Origin of the sequence: Rhizobium sp. CRRU65 (assembly GCF_048551595.1) — a bacterium.
In the GTDB taxonomy this organism is placed as follows: domain Bacteria; phylum Pseudomonadota; class Alphaproteobacteria; order Rhizobiales; family Rhizobiaceae; genus Rhizobium; species Rhizobium leguminosarum_J.
In genome coordinates this window covers 96,637-113,277 of the sequence record NZ_JBLYZH010000006.1, presented here as the reverse complement: position 1 = coordinate 113,277, position 16,641 = coordinate 96,637, and the positions used below count along the sequence as shown (strand labels likewise).

General features: G+C 62.0%; 17 protein-coding genes. 9 read left to right on the top strand and 8 right to left on the bottom strand.

What is annotated here, in order from left to right; all coding sequences use genetic code 11:
- Positions 1–2 precede the first annotated feature (2 nt).
- Both ACM5SV_RS14365 and ACM5SV_RS14360 read left to right on the top strand, forming a co-directional pair.
- Complete coding sequence (locus ACM5SV_RS14365) at positions 3–1,748, top strand: sensor histidine kinase (protein WP_050563538.1); 1,746 nt, start codon at positions 3–5, stop codon at positions 1,746–1,748.
- 10 nt (positions 1,749–1,758) lie between these two features.
- On the top strand, positions 1,759–2,160 hold the full coding sequence (locus ACM5SV_RS14360) for a response regulator (RefSeq protein ID WP_222014127.1): 402 nt from the start codon (positions 1,759–1,761) through the stop codon (positions 2,158–2,160).
- Between the two features lie 243 nt (positions 2,161–2,403).
- Here the strand turns inward: ACM5SV_RS14360 and ACM5SV_RS14355 are convergent, their stop codons facing one another.
- On the bottom strand, positions 2,404–3,813 hold the full coding sequence (locus tag ACM5SV_RS14355; RefSeq protein ID WP_222014126.1) for a PLP-dependent aminotransferase family protein: 1,410 nt from the start codon (positions 3,811–3,813) through the stop codon (positions 2,404–2,406).
- A 90-nt stretch (positions 3,814–3,903) separates the two neighbouring features.
- Here ACM5SV_RS14355 and ACM5SV_RS14350 point away from each other — a divergent pair, with 90 nt between their 5' ends.
- Positions 3,904–4,767 carry a DMT family transporter gene (locus ACM5SV_RS14350; RefSeq protein WP_012758108.1) on the top strand — a complete coding sequence of 288 codons (864 nt, stop codon included), beginning with the start codon at positions 3,904–3,906 and terminating at the stop codon, positions 4,765–4,767.
- Positions 4,768–4,793: 26 nt separating this feature from the next.
- Here the strand turns inward: ACM5SV_RS14350 and ACM5SV_RS14345 are convergent, their stop codons facing one another.
- The 5 genes from ACM5SV_RS14345 to ACM5SV_RS14325 all read right to left on the bottom strand — a co-directional run bounded on the left by ACM5SV_RS14345 (position 4,794) and on the right by ACM5SV_RS14325 (position 8,564).
- Positions 4,794–5,408: a 3'-5' exonuclease gene (locus ACM5SV_RS14345; RefSeq protein WP_222014125.1), complete on the bottom strand. Its 615-nt coding sequence runs from the start codon at positions 5,406–5,408 to the stop codon at positions 4,794–4,796.
- A 760-nt stretch (positions 5,409–6,168) separates the two neighbouring features.
- The gene (locus ACM5SV_RS14340) at positions 6,169–6,489 is read right to left on the bottom strand and encodes a DMT family transporter (protein WP_017994584.1); all 321 of its coding nucleotides are present in this window, start codon (positions 6,487–6,489) and stop codon (positions 6,169–6,171) included.
- Between the two features lie 95 nt (positions 6,490–6,584).
- Entirely contained in the window at positions 6,585–7,040 is a 456-nt protein-coding gene (locus ACM5SV_RS14335; RefSeq protein WP_026157414.1) for a carboxymuconolactone decarboxylase family protein, read from the bottom strand.
- A gap of 100 nt (positions 7,041–7,140) precedes the next feature.
- A complete protein-coding gene (locus ACM5SV_RS14330) occupies positions 7,141–7,344 on the bottom strand; it encodes a hypothetical protein (protein WP_260689120.1) in 204 nt (67 codons plus the stop codon).
- On the bottom strand, positions 7,335–8,564 hold the full coding sequence (locus ACM5SV_RS14325) for a PLP-dependent aminotransferase family protein (protein WP_419425329.1): 1,230 nt from the start codon (positions 8,562–8,564) through the stop codon (positions 7,335–7,337). The genes ACM5SV_RS14330 and ACM5SV_RS14325 overlap by 10 nt, the downstream gene beginning before the upstream one ends.
- 206 nt (positions 8,565–8,770) lie before the next feature.
- Here ACM5SV_RS14325 and ACM5SV_RS14320 point away from each other — a divergent pair, with 206 nt between their 5' ends.
- Together ACM5SV_RS14320 and ACM5SV_RS14315 are read left to right on the top strand one after the other, a co-directional pair.
- Positions 8,771–9,433: an FMN-dependent NADH-azoreductase gene (locus ACM5SV_RS14320; RefSeq protein ID WP_222014124.1), complete on the top strand. Its 663-nt coding sequence runs from the start codon at positions 8,771–8,773 to the stop codon at positions 9,431–9,433.
- 9 nt (positions 9,434–9,442) lie between these two features.
- Positions 9,443–10,024 (top strand): TIGR00730 family Rossman fold protein, encoded by a 582-nt coding sequence (locus ACM5SV_RS14315; protein ID WP_012758102.1) that lies wholly within the window; start codon positions 9,443–9,445, stop codon positions 10,022–10,024.
- A gap of 145 nt (positions 10,025–10,169) precedes the next feature.
- Here ACM5SV_RS14315 and ACM5SV_RS14310 read toward each other — a convergent pair whose 3' ends face one another.
- The gene (locus tag ACM5SV_RS14310) at positions 10,170–10,556 is read right to left on the bottom strand and encodes a cupin domain-containing protein (RefSeq protein WP_012758101.1); all 387 of its coding nucleotides are present in this window, start codon (positions 10,554–10,556) and stop codon (positions 10,170–10,172) included.
- A 326-nt stretch (positions 10,557–10,882) separates the two neighbouring features.
- The gene (locus ACM5SV_RS14305) at positions 10,883–12,100 is read right to left on the bottom strand and encodes an ROK family protein (protein ID WP_018074321.1); all 1,218 of its coding nucleotides are present in this window, start codon (positions 12,098–12,100) and stop codon (positions 10,883–10,885) included.
- 195 nt (positions 12,101–12,295) lie between these two features.
- Between ACM5SV_RS14305 and ACM5SV_RS14300 the strand changes: the two genes are divergently transcribed.
- From ACM5SV_RS14300 to ACM5SV_RS14285, 4 genes are all read left to right on the top strand, one after another.
- The gene (locus ACM5SV_RS14300; protein WP_024320896.1) at positions 12,296–13,570 is read left to right on the top strand and encodes an ABC transporter substrate-binding protein; all 1,275 of its coding nucleotides are present in this window, start codon (positions 12,296–12,298) and stop codon (positions 13,568–13,570) included.
- Between the two features lie 133 nt (positions 13,571–13,703).
- Positions 13,704–14,588, top strand: coding sequence for a carbohydrate ABC transporter permease (locus ACM5SV_RS14295; RefSeq protein WP_012758098.1), 885 nt, complete (start codon positions 13,704–13,706; stop codon positions 14,586–14,588).
- Complete coding sequence (locus tag ACM5SV_RS14290; RefSeq protein WP_222014123.1) at positions 14,588–15,439, top strand: carbohydrate ABC transporter permease; 852 nt, start codon at positions 14,588–14,590, stop codon at positions 15,437–15,439. Before ACM5SV_RS14295 ends, ACM5SV_RS14290 begins: the two co-directional genes overlap by 1 nt.
- Positions 15,440–15,485: 46 nt before the next feature.
- Positions 15,486–16,631, top strand: a complete 1,146-nt coding sequence (locus tag ACM5SV_RS14285) for an ABC transporter ATP-binding protein (protein WP_018074324.1) — start codon at positions 15,486–15,488, stop codon at positions 16,629–16,631.
- The last annotated feature ends 10 nt before the right edge of the window (positions 16,632–16,641 follow it).

Sequence of the window (16,641 nt, the reverse complement as noted above, 5' to 3'; positions counted from 1 at the left end):
CTTTGCGTGTCAATTTCTCGGCAGCAGGCGCCATCAAAAGGTTGCAGATATTGAAGGTCGGGCTCACATCCCACATCACATTCGTCTTGGTGACGCTCACCTGCGCGGCGGCTGCGTTGCTGTGCGGATTTGCGTGGCTCGCCGCGGTGAAGGTCGATGATCTCTCGTTGCGCCGGCAGGCCGACTTCGTCCGCCAAGGATTGGAAGAGCAGATCGCGGCACTTCCCCGGGAACAGGAAAGCGTCACCAAATGGGATGACGCCTTCCTCTATGCCAAGCAGCGGAACCATGAATGGCTGCTCGACAATGTCGGTCGGTGGACGAGCCAGTATTTCGGGCACGACAGAACCTATATCTTCGACGATACCAATCGCCTGATGTTTGCGTTCCGCGACGGCGCGGATGCCATGCCGCCGCGGCTCGGTGACGACGACGGCCATGAAATGACCGCTCTTGCCGGAGAGATGCGCGCCGCTCTCGTCGAGCGGGCTGTAAAACCCGGCGCCGAAGCGCTTGGTCAACTGGCCACGGTTCGGACGATCATGATCGGCAACAGGCCGGCGATAACAAGCGCGCGTCCCATTCTGCCGAGCTCGGCCAGGATGCAGATCGAGGCGGGCCAGGAATTCATCGCCATCTCGGTCAAGTTCATCGATGGAAAGACCGCCGAAAGTATCGCGCATCATGCGCTGCTCGAAGGCTTGAATTTCGCGCCTTCGAAAGGTGAGGACGAGCGGGCGCAAGTGCCTGTGTCGTCCCATGACGGCGGCACGATCGGCTATTTCGTGTGGCCGCCTATCCGGCCCGGCTTCATGCTGCTGCAGCAGATCGCGCCGGCGGGGCTCGGCTGCCTGGGGCTGCTGATCACCGTCGTGTTCTGGCTCGGACGAGGTCTGCATCGCACCTCGCTGACCCTGCTGGACAGCCAGGCGCAGCTCACCCACCACCGCGACCATCTGGAAGAGATGGTGGCCGATCGAACGGCCGAGATCGAAAGGCAGAGAGAGGAACTGGACCGCCTGCTGGTGCACGAACGGCAGGTGAATGCGCTTCAGCGGCAGTTCGTCGCCATGGCCTCGCACGAGTTTCGCACGCCGCTCGCCATCATCGACGCCGCTGCCCAGCGGCTCTGCCGCTCGACGACCAATGTCAGCGGTGATTACGTTCACGAAAAAGCCGGCGTGATCCGCAGTGCGGTCGTGCGCATGGTGGATCTGATGGAGAGTATTCTCGCCAGCGGCCGGCTCGAAACCGGACAGATCACACTAAAGCGCAGCGAAGGCGATCTGAAAGCCCTGCTCGTCAGCTGCTGCGACAGGCAGCGCCACCTCAGCCGCTCGCATGTGTTCCATCTCGATCTCGAGCCCATACCTGACATATTGACGTTCGACCGCAGCGCCATGGAACAGGTCTTCACCAACCTGATTTCGAACGCCGTCAAATATTCGCCCAACGCGCCTGACATTCATGTTCGCGCCCGGGCCGACGAGAAAACGGTGGAGATCGCCATCTCCGACAGTGGTATCGGCATGGATGCGGAGGATCTGCCGAAGCTTTTCCAGCCCTATTATCGCGCCCGCAGCGCGACGGGCATTGCCGGAACCGGCATCGGCCTCAACGTCGTCAAGCAGGTCGTCGAACTGCATGGCGGCACCGTCGAGGTAACGAGCGAGCTCGGCAAAGGCACAACATTCACCATTCTTCTGCCAATAGAGTTTCTATTGTCGGATCAACAAGTCGCAGCTTAAGGAAGAGCTCATGGTTACAGTCCTGTGCATAGAAGACGAAGTCGAGATCCGGAACCTCCTCGTCGAAGAATTGAGCGAAGCCGGCTACAAGACGCTCGAGGCATCGAACGGCGTCGAGGGACTGGAAATGATCCTGTCGAAGTGGCCCGATATCGTCATCAGCGACATTTCGATGCCTGTGATGGATGGGCACCAGCTTCTGGCGGAAATTCAGATCAACCACCCCGAGCTTTCCAACATCCCCTTCATCCTGCTGACGGCACTGACCGACCGGGAAAACACGCTAGCCGGCCTGCGCGGCGGAGCGGCGGACTATCTGACGAAGCCGCTCGACTTCGATCTGCTGCTCGCCAAACTCGAAGGCTGCGTGACGCGCCTTGCTAACGACAAGGCGGTCCATCGGTCGTTTTGATGGTTGTTGGGCGGCGCCCAAGAGAGCCTCATCCTGAGGTGCCGCGCAGGGGCCTCGAAGGGCGAGGCGGGCGCGCCGGCGTGGACGCATGCAAGGAGCTGCGTTGCGGCGTCTCCTTCGAGGCTTCGCCCTCCGGGCTACGAGCCTCAGGATGAGGGACGTTGGTGAATACCGTTCCTAAACAATCAGCGTTGGTGGACGCCGCGAGAAGAGGGTGCTTGATCCGTTACCGCCCACTTTCCATTATCCTCTTCTTGCCAGCGCATCACCCAGCACCTCGAACACCCTTGGATCGAGCGTCTGAGACACGTTGAAGCGCATGAAATTGGTTGCCGATTGCGACAGGCTGAATGCGTTTCCGGGAGCCAAAACGATCCTCTCTTCCAATGCGGCGCGCGCCACATCAGCCGCATCGATGCCGTCGGGCAGCCGGCACCAGAGGAACATTCCGGCCTGGGGCTCCAGCCAGGGCGTTATGCCGAGGTGCTTCAGCTTGGCCGAGACCTCACTCATCGCTCGGGAGAGCCGGTGTCTCAGCGTCTCCATGTGTTTGCGATAGCTGCCGTCGCTCAAGACGTTCAGCACCAGTTCCGCTGTCAGCCGGCCGCCGCCGAAGGAGGTGGCGATCTTCAGGTCTGTCAGGCCGTCGATCCATTCCGGTTTCGCCACGACGAAACCGCAGCGGGCCGAGGCCGACAGGGTTTTCGAGAAGCTGCCGATGTGGATGACGCGCTCGAGCCCGTCGAAGGCAGCGAGGCGGGGTGCTGGCGTGTGCTCGAAATCGGCAAAGATATCGTCCTCGATGATGGTCAGGTCGAACTGGTCGGCGAGTTTTAGAACCCGGTGAGCCGTAACAGGAGACAAGGTTGCGCCGGTCGGATTGTGGATGGCGGAGTTGGTGATGTAGAGCCGCGGACGCTCATCGGCGACGACTTGCGCAAACAGCTCGATGTCGGGACCGGACGCGGTGTAGGGCACGCTGACGATCTTTGCCCGATGGGCGCGCAGCAATGCATGGAAATTGAAATAGCAGGGATCGTCGACCAGCACCGTGTCGCCGGGTTCCAACAGAAAACGGCAGAGCAGATCGATTGCCTGCGTGCCGGAATCGGCCAGCATGATTTGATCCGGGGAGGCTTCGATCCCCCGTTCGCCCATGCGGCGGGAAATCAGCTGGCGCAGTTGCGGCAGGCCGAGCGGCGAGCCGTAGTCGGCAAGCGCCGGCCCGTCAGCGCGCGAAAGTGTTCTGAGCCCGCGGCGCATGCCGTCCCCCGGCAGCCAGGAGGGCGGCAGCCAGCCGCAGCCGGGCTTCAGGTCGGCTTCGCCGGCCTCCAGCGATTGCCGCGATATCCAGAACGGGTCGACCGCGCGGTCGAGCTTCGGCCCGGCCTCGGCAAGCGCAAAGGGCGCTACCTGGTTGGCGACGTAGAATCCCGAGCCTGGTCTCGCCAGGATCGCGCCTTCGGCGATCAAGCGTTCGTAAGCGTCGACGACGGTCGAAGTCGAGAGCTTCAACGTCGCAGCCAGCCCTCGGACGGAAGGTAGCCTTGCGCCCGGCGTCAGGCTGCGCCCGGCGATGCGCTGCCTGATCGTCGCGACGACCATCTCTACGCGTGTGCGTCCTTCGCTCATCTGTATTGCTTTCTGAACCATTACAGTTTCGCAAAATCGTATCAGACTGTCACTGTCATGGCCATCCGTGTTGGCCGATAAGAGTGAGAGAATGAAGGAGTGCAGCGCATCATGGACCGCATGGCATCGGGATGGATCAATGGTTTTATCGGGGTGGTGATCTTCAGCGGATCGCTGCCGGCGACACGCGTGGCGGTGATGCAGTTCGATCCCGTCTTCCTCACCGTGGCGCGCGCGGCGATCGCCGGCTTCCTCGCCCTCGGCCTGCTGATCGCTTTCAGAGAGAAGCGGCCGAGCCGAGGTGATATTCTCTCCCTGGCCGTCGTCGCGCTCGGCGTCGTGGTCGGTTTCCCCCTGCTGACGGCGTTGGCGCTGCAGCATGTCACCTCAGCCCATTCGATCGTCTTCATCGGCCTGCTGCCGCTCGCAACCGCGATCTTCGGCGTGATCCGTGGCGGAGAACGGCCGAAGCCGGCATTCTGGGCCTTTTCCGTTCTCGGCAGCGCGCTGGTGGCGGGATTCGCATTGACACAGGGCCTGACGGCCTCGCCGGTCGGCGATCTGCTGATGCTGGCGGCGGTCATCGTTTGCGGCCTCGGCTATGCCGAAGGCGGCAGGCTTTCGCGCACGCTCGGCGGGTGGCAGGTGATTTCCTGGGCGCTCGTGTTGTCGCTGCCGGTGACGGTCGCAGTCGCGCTTTTTCATCGGCCGGAGACCTTCTCGGGCATTGAAGCGCCGGCGCTGCTCGGCCTTGCCTATGTCTCGCTGTTTTCCATGCTGATCGGCTTCATCTTCTGGTATCGCGGCCTGTCGCAGGGCGGCATCGCCGCCGTCGGACAACTGCAGCTGCTCCAGCCGTTCTTCGGCCTGGCGCTCGCCGCAACCCTGCTGCACGAGCCCGTGACCTGGGCAATGCTCGCAGTGACCGTTGCCGTCATCCTCTGCGTCGCCGGCGCTCGCAAGTTTGCGCGGTAGGGAGGATCATGACGCTCTCTCTGTCCTCAGATTTGATCGAGAACCTCGGGCTGCAATTTTCCAATCTTCATCAGATGCTGCAGCGCGTATGATATCGACAGAGCGTCGTCGAGCCCGTCATGTCCCCGCAATGGAGGATGTTCGACCTGGTAATAGTCGGCCAGCTTGTTGCTGGGCGTCTTTGCCAAATCCTCGATCGGCATGCCCGCAGCGACGAGAAGCTTGACGGCGTTGTCGAAGCGGCGAGCCGGGATGGAGGGCTGAATGCCTGCGACATAGCAGCTAATGGCCAACATGTTCAGCTCGTCCTTGCCCCACGACCAAAACCGGGCGCCGCCCGAGAAGCTGTCGACGCCGGAAAGGGCATCCTCCAAGACCACGCCATGGGTGTCGATATCCTCTTCGGTGATGCCGGTCAGATTGGTGAAATAGGGACCGAGCGGATACCGCTTGCCGAAACGGTCGATGGGCCGAACATAGGATCTATACGTATCGAGGATCGGAAACTCGCCCTCGAGGCCAAGCTTGACGGCTCCGATCTGCGCAATGATAGGATCGGGATCGTGGGCCGCGCACCAAAATCTGCGTTGCGAGCCTTCCAGGCAAAGAAATTCACAGTCGAATATGATGGCGGTCTTCATCGTCGACGTTACCCTCACGAATTTGGCCGATAAGCTTAAGGAGGAATCCAACACATGGAGCACTCCAAATAAAGGCTATGAGCCACGCAATCGCCGTCGCTCCCACACACTCCTGTTCATCAATCCGACAGCTAGGCTCGACGGCGAAGGTGTGTAGGCAGGTCGCCCCAACCAATATTGCTAAGCTCGCGATTGCGATGGATATCCAAAGTCTGATCCCTCGCTTCATGATCAAGGCGGCGATAAAGACTCCTGCGAAGGGCAACACGATCAGCCAAATCACGAACTGTCCCTCCTGGATAGTGGTCCCGAGCGTGGAGTTTATCCAACCAGCCTGACTATGCAAATGACGGGACTTTGGCCGAGGCGGCAAGTGCAGTGCTGTCGTAGGTGGCACCCTGCGACAGGAACTGCCCGGTGCCGGCGGCGAATTGACATTGACCAGCGCAAGCCGCAAGAACAAGGCAAGGGCCGCTACCGACGCCTGGCGGGTCGGGACGGTGGAAGAGTGAGCGAAAGTGTCAGGCGGGATGGAGCGACGGGTTCTCGAGGCGCTTGGAATTGCGGCAGGACTGGTCTTTGTCGCCGGTCTCGGCCTCATCGTGTGGTCGGGGTTCATCGCAAACGACCAAATCGACCACTGCTCGGACCAAACGTCCGGAAGCTACATCTTCGATGATGCAGCAAGAGCTAAAGCTTGCGACGGCGGTCCCTAAACGATATCGCGCCCGCTCGGATCGGTTTCGACCCGGCACGACGATCAGCTGCCCGAAACCAGCCTGAGGCCGATCACGCCAGCCAGGATGAGAGCGATGCAGAAGAGCCGCATCGGTGAAGCGGCGTCGCCCAGCGCGACCATGCCGAGGATCGCGGTGCCGGCCGCGCCGATGCCGGTCCAGACCGCGTAGCCGGTGCCGACAGGCAGCGTGCGGAGCGACATCGACAGGAGAAAGACGCTCGACAGGCCGGTTACGACGGTCAGCAAAGTGGGGATCAGCCGGGTAAAGCCTAGCGATGACTTCATGAAGAAGGCGAATCCGATTTCGAGGATGCCGGCGATGCCGAGGAGCGCCCAAGCCATAGTTGTGAATCCCTTGATGGGCCGAACCTTGCGGCCGGCGAGCTTTATTCTGAGGGGAGCAGGCGCCCGCATATGTGAGCGCCCGCCTGACAGCTTCAGGCCTTGGCGACAGCCGCCGGTGTCGAGCGGAAGGCGATGCCGAAGCGGTTGAAGGCGTTCATCAGGCCGATCGCATAGGTGAGATCGGCAAGTTCCTTGTCGTCGAATTCGGCGGCAGCGGCGGCATAATCCGCATCGGGAATACCGGTTTCGGCGACGCGCGTGACCGTTTCCGCCCAGGCAAGGGCTGCGCGTTCGCGGGGGCTGAACAGGTTGCCGGCATCGCGCCAGACCGCGACCAATACCAGCTTCTCCACCGTCAGGCCTGATTTCAGCAGATCGCGGGAGTGCATGTCGATGCAGAAGGCGCAGCCGTTGATCTCAGACACCCGGAGATAGGCGAGATCGACCAGTTCCTTCGGCAGGCCGCTTTTCTGGATGGCGACGTAGACGCCGCCGAAAGCCCGGTATCCCTCGGGAGAAGCCTTTGCGTAGTCGATGCGGTTGCTCATGACGATTGTTCCTTTCTGATTGAAGGACTTCATCGTCGTGCATCTTGGCCTATATCAGAAGGTCCATGAATGGCATTCTGCATTAGGCCATGACATCGGGTCACAGCAGTTTTAAAATCCGCCTTGCCAGTGTTTCGGCTGTGCGCTGAGAGTCGATATTGGTGAAGTTGAGAAGCAGGGCCGGGGCGGCTTCGCCCTCGATCATCCAGTCGGTCAGTGCTTCCGCATAGAGGCCTTCTCTGCGCATAAGGGCCACGAGCTCGCGGTCCGAACGCTCGCCTAACAGCCGCAGGATCAGGTGCATGCCGCCGGGCTGTGAATCGATGCTGACATGGCGGCGAGCACGCTTTCCAGGCCTGCCGCCGTCATCTCGCGGCGCTCGGCATAGAGCCTGCGCATGCGCTGGATATGCCTGACGAAGTGGCCCTCGGTGATGAAGGCGGTGACGACTGCCTGCGTCAGCTCGGGACTGCCGGCGGCCATCGCCTCGGTCATCTCTTCGAACCGCGCCACCTCGGCTTTCGGCACGATCAGATAGGCAAGCCGGAGGCTTGGAAACAGCACCTTGCTGAAGGTGCCGGCATAGAGCACGCGGCCCTCTCGATCCAGGCTCTGCAAGGCCGGCAGGGGACGGCTGACATAGCGGTATTCGCCGTCGTAATCGTCCTCGATGATCCAGGCGTCGTTGCCGGCAGCCCAGTCCAGCAGCGCCTGGCGCCGCGGCAGGGAGAGCGAGACGCAGAGCGGGCTCTGGTGCGCCGGCGTCACCACCGCCGCACAGGCCCCAGGCGCCTGCCTGATGCCGTCGGAGACGACCAAACCGTCGCGATCGACCGGCACGGGCACGGTCGCGATCTGCATATGCCGGAACAGCTCCCGGGTCGGCGGATATCCCGGGTTTTCAAGCCAGACCCGATCGCCAGCCTTCAGCAAGGTATGCACGATCAGCGCGATGGTGTGGCGATAACCTGAGGTGACGAACACCTGAGACGGCGAACAACAGATGCCGCGCGAGACCTGCAGGTATGCGGCGATCTCGGCGCGAAGGGCCGGCAGGCCGGAAACGGCAGGGTGAACCATGTCAGCCGGCTGCATGGCGCGGACGCAACGCGCGCCGAGCCGCGCCCAGATCTTGCGGGGAAAGGTATCGAGTGCGGGCAGGCCCATCTGGAAGTGCAGGCTCGAGTCGGGACGGAAACTCGTCGGCACGATGCCGCTGCTCTCGGCCGACAGGATGGGTTTCGACACCGGCATTTGCGGTTTGAGATCCGGCGTGACGATGGTTCCGGCCTGGCCGCGGGCCTGGATATAACCCTCGGCGGCAAGCAGGGAATAGGCGGCCTCGATGGTGCCCCGGGCGAGACCCAACTCCTTGGTCAGCGCTCGTGCCGATGGTATCCGGTCGCCCGGCTTCAGCACACCGCTGGCGATGGCGCCGCGGAAGCGATCGTAGATCTGCCGGTAAAACGGCGTGGCCGCCGCTGGATCGAGCGGCGGGATATTGCCAGGCCTTGCGCCGGTCATGGCTCGTCAACCTTTTTATATGGATGGGCAGGTGATGATGGCATGACGGTTCGGCCAGGGCAATCATGGCCCAGCTGTAAACTTCCTTCATGGATCTTTTGGATGGACCATAAGATTCGTAAAACCATTGCCACTTCCGCGCTTCAAATCGGATCGCGCTCTTTCAACGCGGCGAAAGGATTTGGACAGAACTTCGGAGTAGGTCAATGAAGACAATCCTACATGTGTGCTGCAGTCCGCGCGGGCAGGCGGCCGAGAGCTACAGGCTCTCCCAAGCGATTATCGGCTTCCTCCTGCGGAGGGAGCCGGGGGCGACCGTCGTCGAGAGGGTGATCGGCAATGGCACGATCGCCCATGTCGACGCGGCCTATGCGATCTCCCAGGCATCGGCGGCGGATGTCTCGCGCGAGGGCTCGATGGCCCTGTCCGAAGAGCTGATCCGCGAGCTGGAGGCTGCGGACTTCGTGGTCATCGGAACGCCGATGCACAATCTGACCGTCCCCTCGGCGCTGAAGGCCTGGATCGATCATGTCGTGCGGGCGCGGCGAACCTTCACGATCGGCCCGGCCGGAAAGGTAGGCACGCTACGCGACCGCCCCGTCTTTATCGCGATCGCCTCGGGCGGGCGGTTTTCCGGGGAGCGCGCCCGCCAGCCGGATTTCCTGACGCCTTATTTGAAAGCCATCCTCGCCACGATCGGGCTGCATGACCTGATCTTCTTCTCGGTGCAGGGGACAGGCGCCGGCTCCCATGCCACTGCGGAAACCAGGATCGGCACACATCGCGCGCTGGAGGAGCATTTTTCTTCGCTTACGCTCACTCGTAGCTCGGAATCGACTAGGTGTATGCAAATGCTTGTGAGGAGATAGAAGGCTCAGATGACGATACGTTCAATCAAGTCCGTCGCAGTGTTCTGCGGCTCCAATTTCGGCGCTTCGGAGGCCTTTGCCGACGGTGCCCGCGCCCTCGGCGGGGCGCTGGGGGAGGCGGGGATAACCATCATCTATGGCGGAACGGTCAAGGGCCTGATGGGCGTCGTCGCCGACGCCGCCCTGGAAGCCGGCGGCAGCGTGCATGGCGTCATTACCGAAAGCCTGCATCAGCGCGGCCAATCGCATGCCGGCCTGACCAGGCATGAGATCGTCGAGACGCTGCGCAGCCGCAAGGAACGCATGGTCGAGCTTTCCGATGCCTTCATCGCGCTGCCGGGCGGCATCGGCACGATCGAGGAATTGATGGAGGTCTGGACCATGAACCAGCTCTCGGAGATCGACAAACCCGTGGGGCTGCTCAACTCCGCCGGTTTCTTCGACGCCTTCCTCGGCTTCATCGACCATATGGTCGAGACGAGGTTCCTGCCGGCCGCGCACAGGCACTCGATCTCTGTCGACACGGATGCGAGCGCCCTGATCGACAAGCTGCGCAGCTATACGCGCGTCGAGGTGCCGAAATGGCTATAGCTTCCATCCGACAGTGCCGCCGGCCGGTTATTGGTGTTGTTGGGCAAGTGCGACAGGTACGCCGCAGCGAGCCGCGATGAAGGTTCGGGGGCAGCGCTTCTTGCAGCGGGCTGCTTCCGATCCGGCGAGGGGTTCTACGAAGTGTTCACTTGGCAGGCACGACGAGCGGCGCCCCTTTGCGGACGATGTAGGTTGCCAGCTCCGACGCCTTGCCGCTGCCGATGTTCTTCGCCGAGTGAACGACGCCCGACGGAATGAACAGTGATTGGCCGGCCTTAAGGGTAACCGGCTGGCTGCCTTCGAGCTGGTATTCCAGCGTTCCCTCGATGACGAAGGCGATCTCCTCGCCGGGATGCGAATGATTGGGTGCGAGAACGCCCGGCGCGAAATCGACGCGAACCTGGACGGCCTCGTGGCCGGGCACATCGATATCGTTCTTGATGAGATCGGTGCGCTGCAGCGGCTGTTCTGCGTGTGCTGCGGCTGCGCCGCCGAGAACAAGGGCGAGCGCGATAGCCTGGATCATTTTCATGTCGTCATCCTTCCTGAATTGACCATTTCCGACCGGTTGGCCGTATCGGGATTTAAGTCGATCATTGAACCAGAGATGTGTCGGCAAACTCGCATTTTTGTAAGCCAGTGTATCTGCGGCACGCCTATTTGGAGGGCGGCGCGGGGTTGGCGAGACCGTCAACCCAATCTCCCTCATCTCTGTGCTCGTCACAGAGATCCAGTATGCTCAGGTCCCTGGGCGTGGGAAATTTTTCTTGCAGCGTCAATCACGGCGCGGACGCGCCGTGGCTGGGTTCCTGTGACAAGCACAGGAATGAGGAAACGTGAGTGACGCCATTGACTGAATTAGGCCGCCGATGATGAGCCCGCGGTTCTGACGCCGACGAGACTGGCGATGTCCGTAATGCCGCCGGAGGATTCGAAGTCGAATATTTTTTGGGTGACAAGGGCGGCGGCACCCCGGGCCCAGGAATTGTCCTCCCAGTCGGGCAAGAGGGGCGGGGCGGTTCGGAAGGTCCGGGCGGAAAGCGCTTCGCGCAGCGGCGTCAGGAAAGGGTCGCCGAGGGAGACGGCTTCGCCGCCGGCGACGATGACTTCGGGATCGGTAATGTTGACGAGATTGGCAAGGGCGGTGCCGATGCCGCGGCCGGAATCGGCGACGAGGGCGAGGGCGTCGGCATCGCCTGATGCGAGCGCAGCCGACAATTCCGGCAGTCCCAGTTCCTCGCGGCCGGTCGCTTCCCGCCAGCGCCGGAGCATTGAGATTTCGGAGTGATAGGCCATCAGACAGCCGCGCTTGCCGCATTCGCAGAGCCGGCCATTCTCCTCGTAGAGAGTGTGGCCGAACTTGCCGGCCGCGCCGTTTGCGCCGCGGTAGAGCTTGCCGTCGATGACGAGTGCACAGCTGATGCCGACGCCGACGGCGAGAACCGCCATGTTGCGATGCTGGCGGCCGAGCCCGAAGAGCTGCTGCGCGATGGCATAGGCGTTGGTGTCGTCTTCCAGCCAGACCGGGACATGGACGCGGCTGGCGACCAGCGAGGCGAGGGGGACATTGTCCCACTTGAAGCGGTAGCTGCGCACGCAGGCCGTCTGTTCGTGGTTGATGACGCCGGGCATGGAGATGCCGATGCCGGCGAGTTTCGCGTTCGGCCGGCCGGCGAGCTTCACCAGTTCGGGCACGGTGCTCGCCAGCAGGTCGGCAACCTTGTCAGGATCGTGGCCGCCGAGGCTTACCCGCATGGCGGCGACGGGGTTGGTGGCAAGGTCGGTTGCCACGCACTCCACCGAATCCACCATCAGCTTGAAGCCGACGGCGAGCGCGTGCTCGTAGTTGATGTCCACCGGGATCGGGCGGCGGCCGGTGAGGCCGGGCACGGTCTTCCCTTCGATGACGATGCCTTCCTCCAGAAGGTCGGCGACGACGAAGGTGACGGCGGCAGGACTTAAACCGATCACCGTCGCGATGTCGGCACGGCTCCTTGGCCCCTCGCGCCGGAGAAGATTGAGGATGAGGCGTCGGTTCATGGCTCTCGCCGTGGTCTGGTCGCCTTTTAACTTCACGATGCATTCCTTAATTTTGTAAATTAATTATTGCGAGCTGCAAAGATCTATGCATAAGTTCGGCCGCGGATCAACTCAGCCAGGCGAATTATCGCTGGAATCGCCGAGCGGATCGCAGCGTTGAATGCCTGGTCGGTCGTTTCATGGAGGAGGCGACGGTCGGGAGATGTTGATCGATCAACTGGGAGGAATTCAATGACATTTTTGAAGCAATTTCCGTCGACCACCCGCAGACGCTTCCTGAAGGGCGCGGGGCTGGTTTCCGCTGCAGCGGTTAGCGGCAGCTTTCCGATCCCGGCGATCGCGCAGGCTCAGGAGGTCACGATGATCTCCGCCGAAAACAATGGTGCCGCCCTCGATGCGCTGAAGACGATTGCCGCGGGCTTCAGCAAGGAAGCCGGCGTCAACGTCGTCATCAACAATATGGACCACGAGGCCCACAAGACGGCCATTCGCAACTATCTCGTCGCCGGCGCGCCTGACGTCTGCTCCTGGTTTTCGGGCAACCGCATGCGCGCCTTCGTCAAGCGCGGCCTGTTCGACGATATCTCCGACCTTTTCGAGAAAGAGAAATATAAGGACGTGCTCGGCGCGACGGCAGGGGCCGTCACCGAAGACGGCAAGCAGTACGGCCTCCCCACAGGCGGCACGCTCTGGGGCATGTTTTATCGCAAGGATGTGTTCGAGCAGCATGGCCTGACCGTGCCGAAGACGGCCGAAGAGTTCATGGCCTACGGCGACAAGTGCAAGGCCGCGGGCATCACGCCGGTCGCGATCGGCACCAAGGAATTATGGCCGGCGGCCGGCTGGTTCGACCAGATGAACCTTCGCATCAACGGCCTCGACAAGCATATGGCGCTGATGAACGGCGAGATGAGCTATCTCGATCCCTCGCTGACGGCGGTTTTCGACCAGTGGGAGGCAATGATTTCGAAGGGGTTCTTCACGGAGAATCACACGTCTTTCGGCTGGCAGGAGGCCGCGGCGCTCCTGGCGCAGAAGAAGGCCGGCATGATGAACCTCGGCGCTTTCCTGCGCTCGGCCTTCACCGCCGAAGATCTACCGCAGCTCTCCTATGCGACCTTCCCGGTGCTCGATGCCAAGGTCGGCCACTTCGAGGAGTTCTCGGTCAATTCGATCCACATTCCCGCCAAGGCTAAGAACAAGCAGGGCGCGCGCGAATTCCTCGCCTACTTCTACAAGCCCGAGAATCTGGCGGCCTATCTGGAGCCGGGCGGCAACGTTCCGCCGCGCCACGACCTGCCGCCAAGCAAAGACCCGCTGGTCAACGTCGCTGTCGAGACGATGAAGACGGTGCAGGGCACGTCGCAATATTACGACCGCGACAGCGATCCCGATATGGCGCAGGCCGGCCTCGTCGGTTTCCAGGAGTTCATGGCCAAGCCCGACCGGCGGAAGGCCATCCTCACGCGCCTCGAAGGCACGCGCAAGCGGATTTACAAGATCTAGCAGCTCTCCCAGGGGCGGCGGCGAACCGCTGCTTCCAAGGGGTGGAGGCTGTATGCCTCCACCCCTTGGGGGAGGTGCGCCTCTGCTCCCGGAGCACGCATAAGTCTGCTCCTGTATTAATGAGGTTCTTGAGATGTTGATGTTATGGCGCCGCCAGCGTTGGTGGCTCACCCCGACTTTGCTCATCGCCCCTGCGATCGTGCTGTTCTTCACCGTCATCCTGCTGTCGGCCGTCAGGAGCCTCTGGATCAGCCTGCACGACTGGGATGGCTTCGGCCCGATGGTGTGGATCGGCTTCGGCAATTACGTCGAGCTTTACAACGATCCGCAATTCTACGTGTCGCTGAAGAACAACCTGATCTGGCTGGTGATGTTCATGGCGGCACCACCTCTCGGGCTCGCCATTGCGCTGCTGGTCAACCAGAAAATCCGCGGCATGCGCTTCCTGAAGTCGCTGTTCTTCATTCCGCTGGTGCTCGCCTCGGTGACGGTCGGCGTCGTCTTCACCTGGGTCTATACGCCGGAGTTCGGGTTGCTCGCGCTGATCTTCAGGGCATTCGGGGCGACGGCGCCGGCGGTTCTCTCCGACGAGCATTTCGTCACCTTCGCCATCGTGATTGCAGCACTCTGGCCACAGATCACCTTCTGCATGGTGCTTTATCTCGCCGGCCTCAACAATTTGAGCGAAGAGCTGATCGGGGCAGGGCGCGTCGATGGGGCGAGGGGCTGGAACATGTTGTGGCACATCGTGCTGCCGCAGCTGACCCAGGTCACCTTCATCGCCATTGCCGTCACCGTCGTCGGGGCACTCAGGTCCTTCGACATGGTGTCGGTGATGACGAACGGCGGCCCTTTCGGTTCGTCCTCGGTTCTCGCCTACCAGATGTTCGAACAGTCGATCTTCTCCTACCGCTTCGGTTACGGCGCGGCTATCGCCTCGGTGCTGTTCGTGATCATGGCCGCCTTCATCGTCTGGTACCTCAGCCGCATCATCCATACCGAAGAAAGGGGAGGCTGATGTATCCTCGTCCCATTCCCGATGCCGCCCTCTGGCAGCGCCGCCTCTATGTGCTCGCCGTCGTCATCGTCCTGCTGCTCTGGCTCTGCCCGCTGTTTGCGATCATCCTGACCTCGTTCCGCTCGACCGAGGATGTTATGGGCGGCAATCTGTGGGGATGGCCGACCGGGATCGGCGTCATCGACAACTATACTGATGTCTTCACGCAGACGCCGATGGCTCGCTACTTCCTCAACAGCCTGACGATCACCATTCCCTCGGTGATCGGCGTGCTGGTGCTCTCCACGCTCGCCGGCTACGTGCTGTCGCGCTACCGCTTTCCCGGCAACATGCTGATCTTCGCGCTGTTCGTCGGCGGCAATTTCCTGCCGCACCAGATCATGATGATCCCGGTGCGGGACCTGATGGTCCGGCTCGACCTGATCGATACCACGGCAGCGCTGATCATCTTCCACGTCGCCTTCCAGACCGGCTTTGCGACGCTGTTCATGCGCAATTTCATCGCGGCATTGCCCGACGAGCTGTTCCAGGCGGCCCGGGCGGAAGGGGCGTCTGCCTTCCAGACGCTATGGCATGTGGCGATCCCGCTGGTGCGGCCGGCGCTTGCCGCACTCGCCATCCTCATCTTCACCTTCATCTGGAACGATTACTTCTGGGCCGTGGTGCTGACCGTCAGCGACTCCGTCAAGCCTGTTACTGCCGGCCTTGCCAATCTCCGCGGTGAATGGGTCTCGGCCTGGAACCTGATTTCCGCCGGGACCATCGTCGTCGCCGTGCCGCCGGTCGTCATGTTCTTCCTGATGCAACGCCACTTCATCGCCGGCCTGACGATGGGAGCGGTGAAGGGATGAGCGATCTCCTAAAGTTCCAAGTTTCAACAGCAGAGAGCCAGGACGCATGACCAGTCTCGAACTCCGACAGATCAACAAGAATTACGGCGCCTATCATGCGCTGCGAGGCATCGATCTTTCCGTAGCGCAGGGCGAGTTCATCGTCATGGTCGGTCCCTCCGGCTGCGGCAAGTCCACGCTTTTGAAGTCGATCGCCGGCCTGGAAGAGATCTCCTCCGGCCAGATCCTGATCAACGGCCGCGACGTCAGCAACCAGGAGCCTGGGGACCGCGGCATCGCCATGGTCTTCCAATCCTACGCGCTCTATCCGCATATGACGGTGGCGGAGAACATGGGCTTCGGTTTGCGCATGGCCAAGCGCCCGAAGGCAGAGATCGAGGCGGCCGTGGCGCGCGCGGCCAAGATCCTGAGGATCACCGATCAGCTGGAAAAGCGGCCGAAGCAGCTCTCCGGCGGGCAGCGGCAGCGCGTGGCTATCGGCCGGGCGATCACCCGTTCGCCCGACGTTTTCCTGTTCGACGAGCCGCTGTCGAACCTCGATGCGGCACTTCGGACCCAGATGCGTGTCGAACTTAGCAGCCTGCACGCCGAGCTCGGCGCCACCATGGTCTACGTCACCCACGACCAGGTGGAGGCCATGACCATGGCAAGCCGGATCGTTGTCTTGAACCAGGGGGTGATCGAGCAGGTCGGCTCGCCGCTCGAACTCTACCGCAACCCAGACAATCTCTTCGTCGCAGGTTTTCTCGGCGCGCCGCGGATGAACTTCCTCGGCGTTACCGTCGATGAGGTGTCCGGCCGCAATATCACAGTTTCGGCGCCGGGCCTCGTGCCGGTGACGGTGGAACTGGCGGAGGCGACGGTGCTGCCGAAGGGCGCCAGCCTGACGCTCGGTGTAAGGCCGGAAAACATATCGATGGTCGCCGACGGGGCGCAGGGCGGAGCGATCAACGGTCAGGTCCGGCTGGTCGAGCATCTCGGGCGCGAAACCATTCTCTATATCGACGCCGGCAACCTGAGGACCATCGCCTCGGAAAGCGGCACCGGTAACATCACGGTGCAGCTCAGCTACGTCGCGCCTTTTGCCGCCGACCAGAACGTGGCGCTAAAGCTCGACGCCAGCGAACTCTATCTCTTCTCGCCCGATGGCGGACGCACGATCAGCGCCCGCAAGACGATCCTCGACCGATAATCACAGGAAA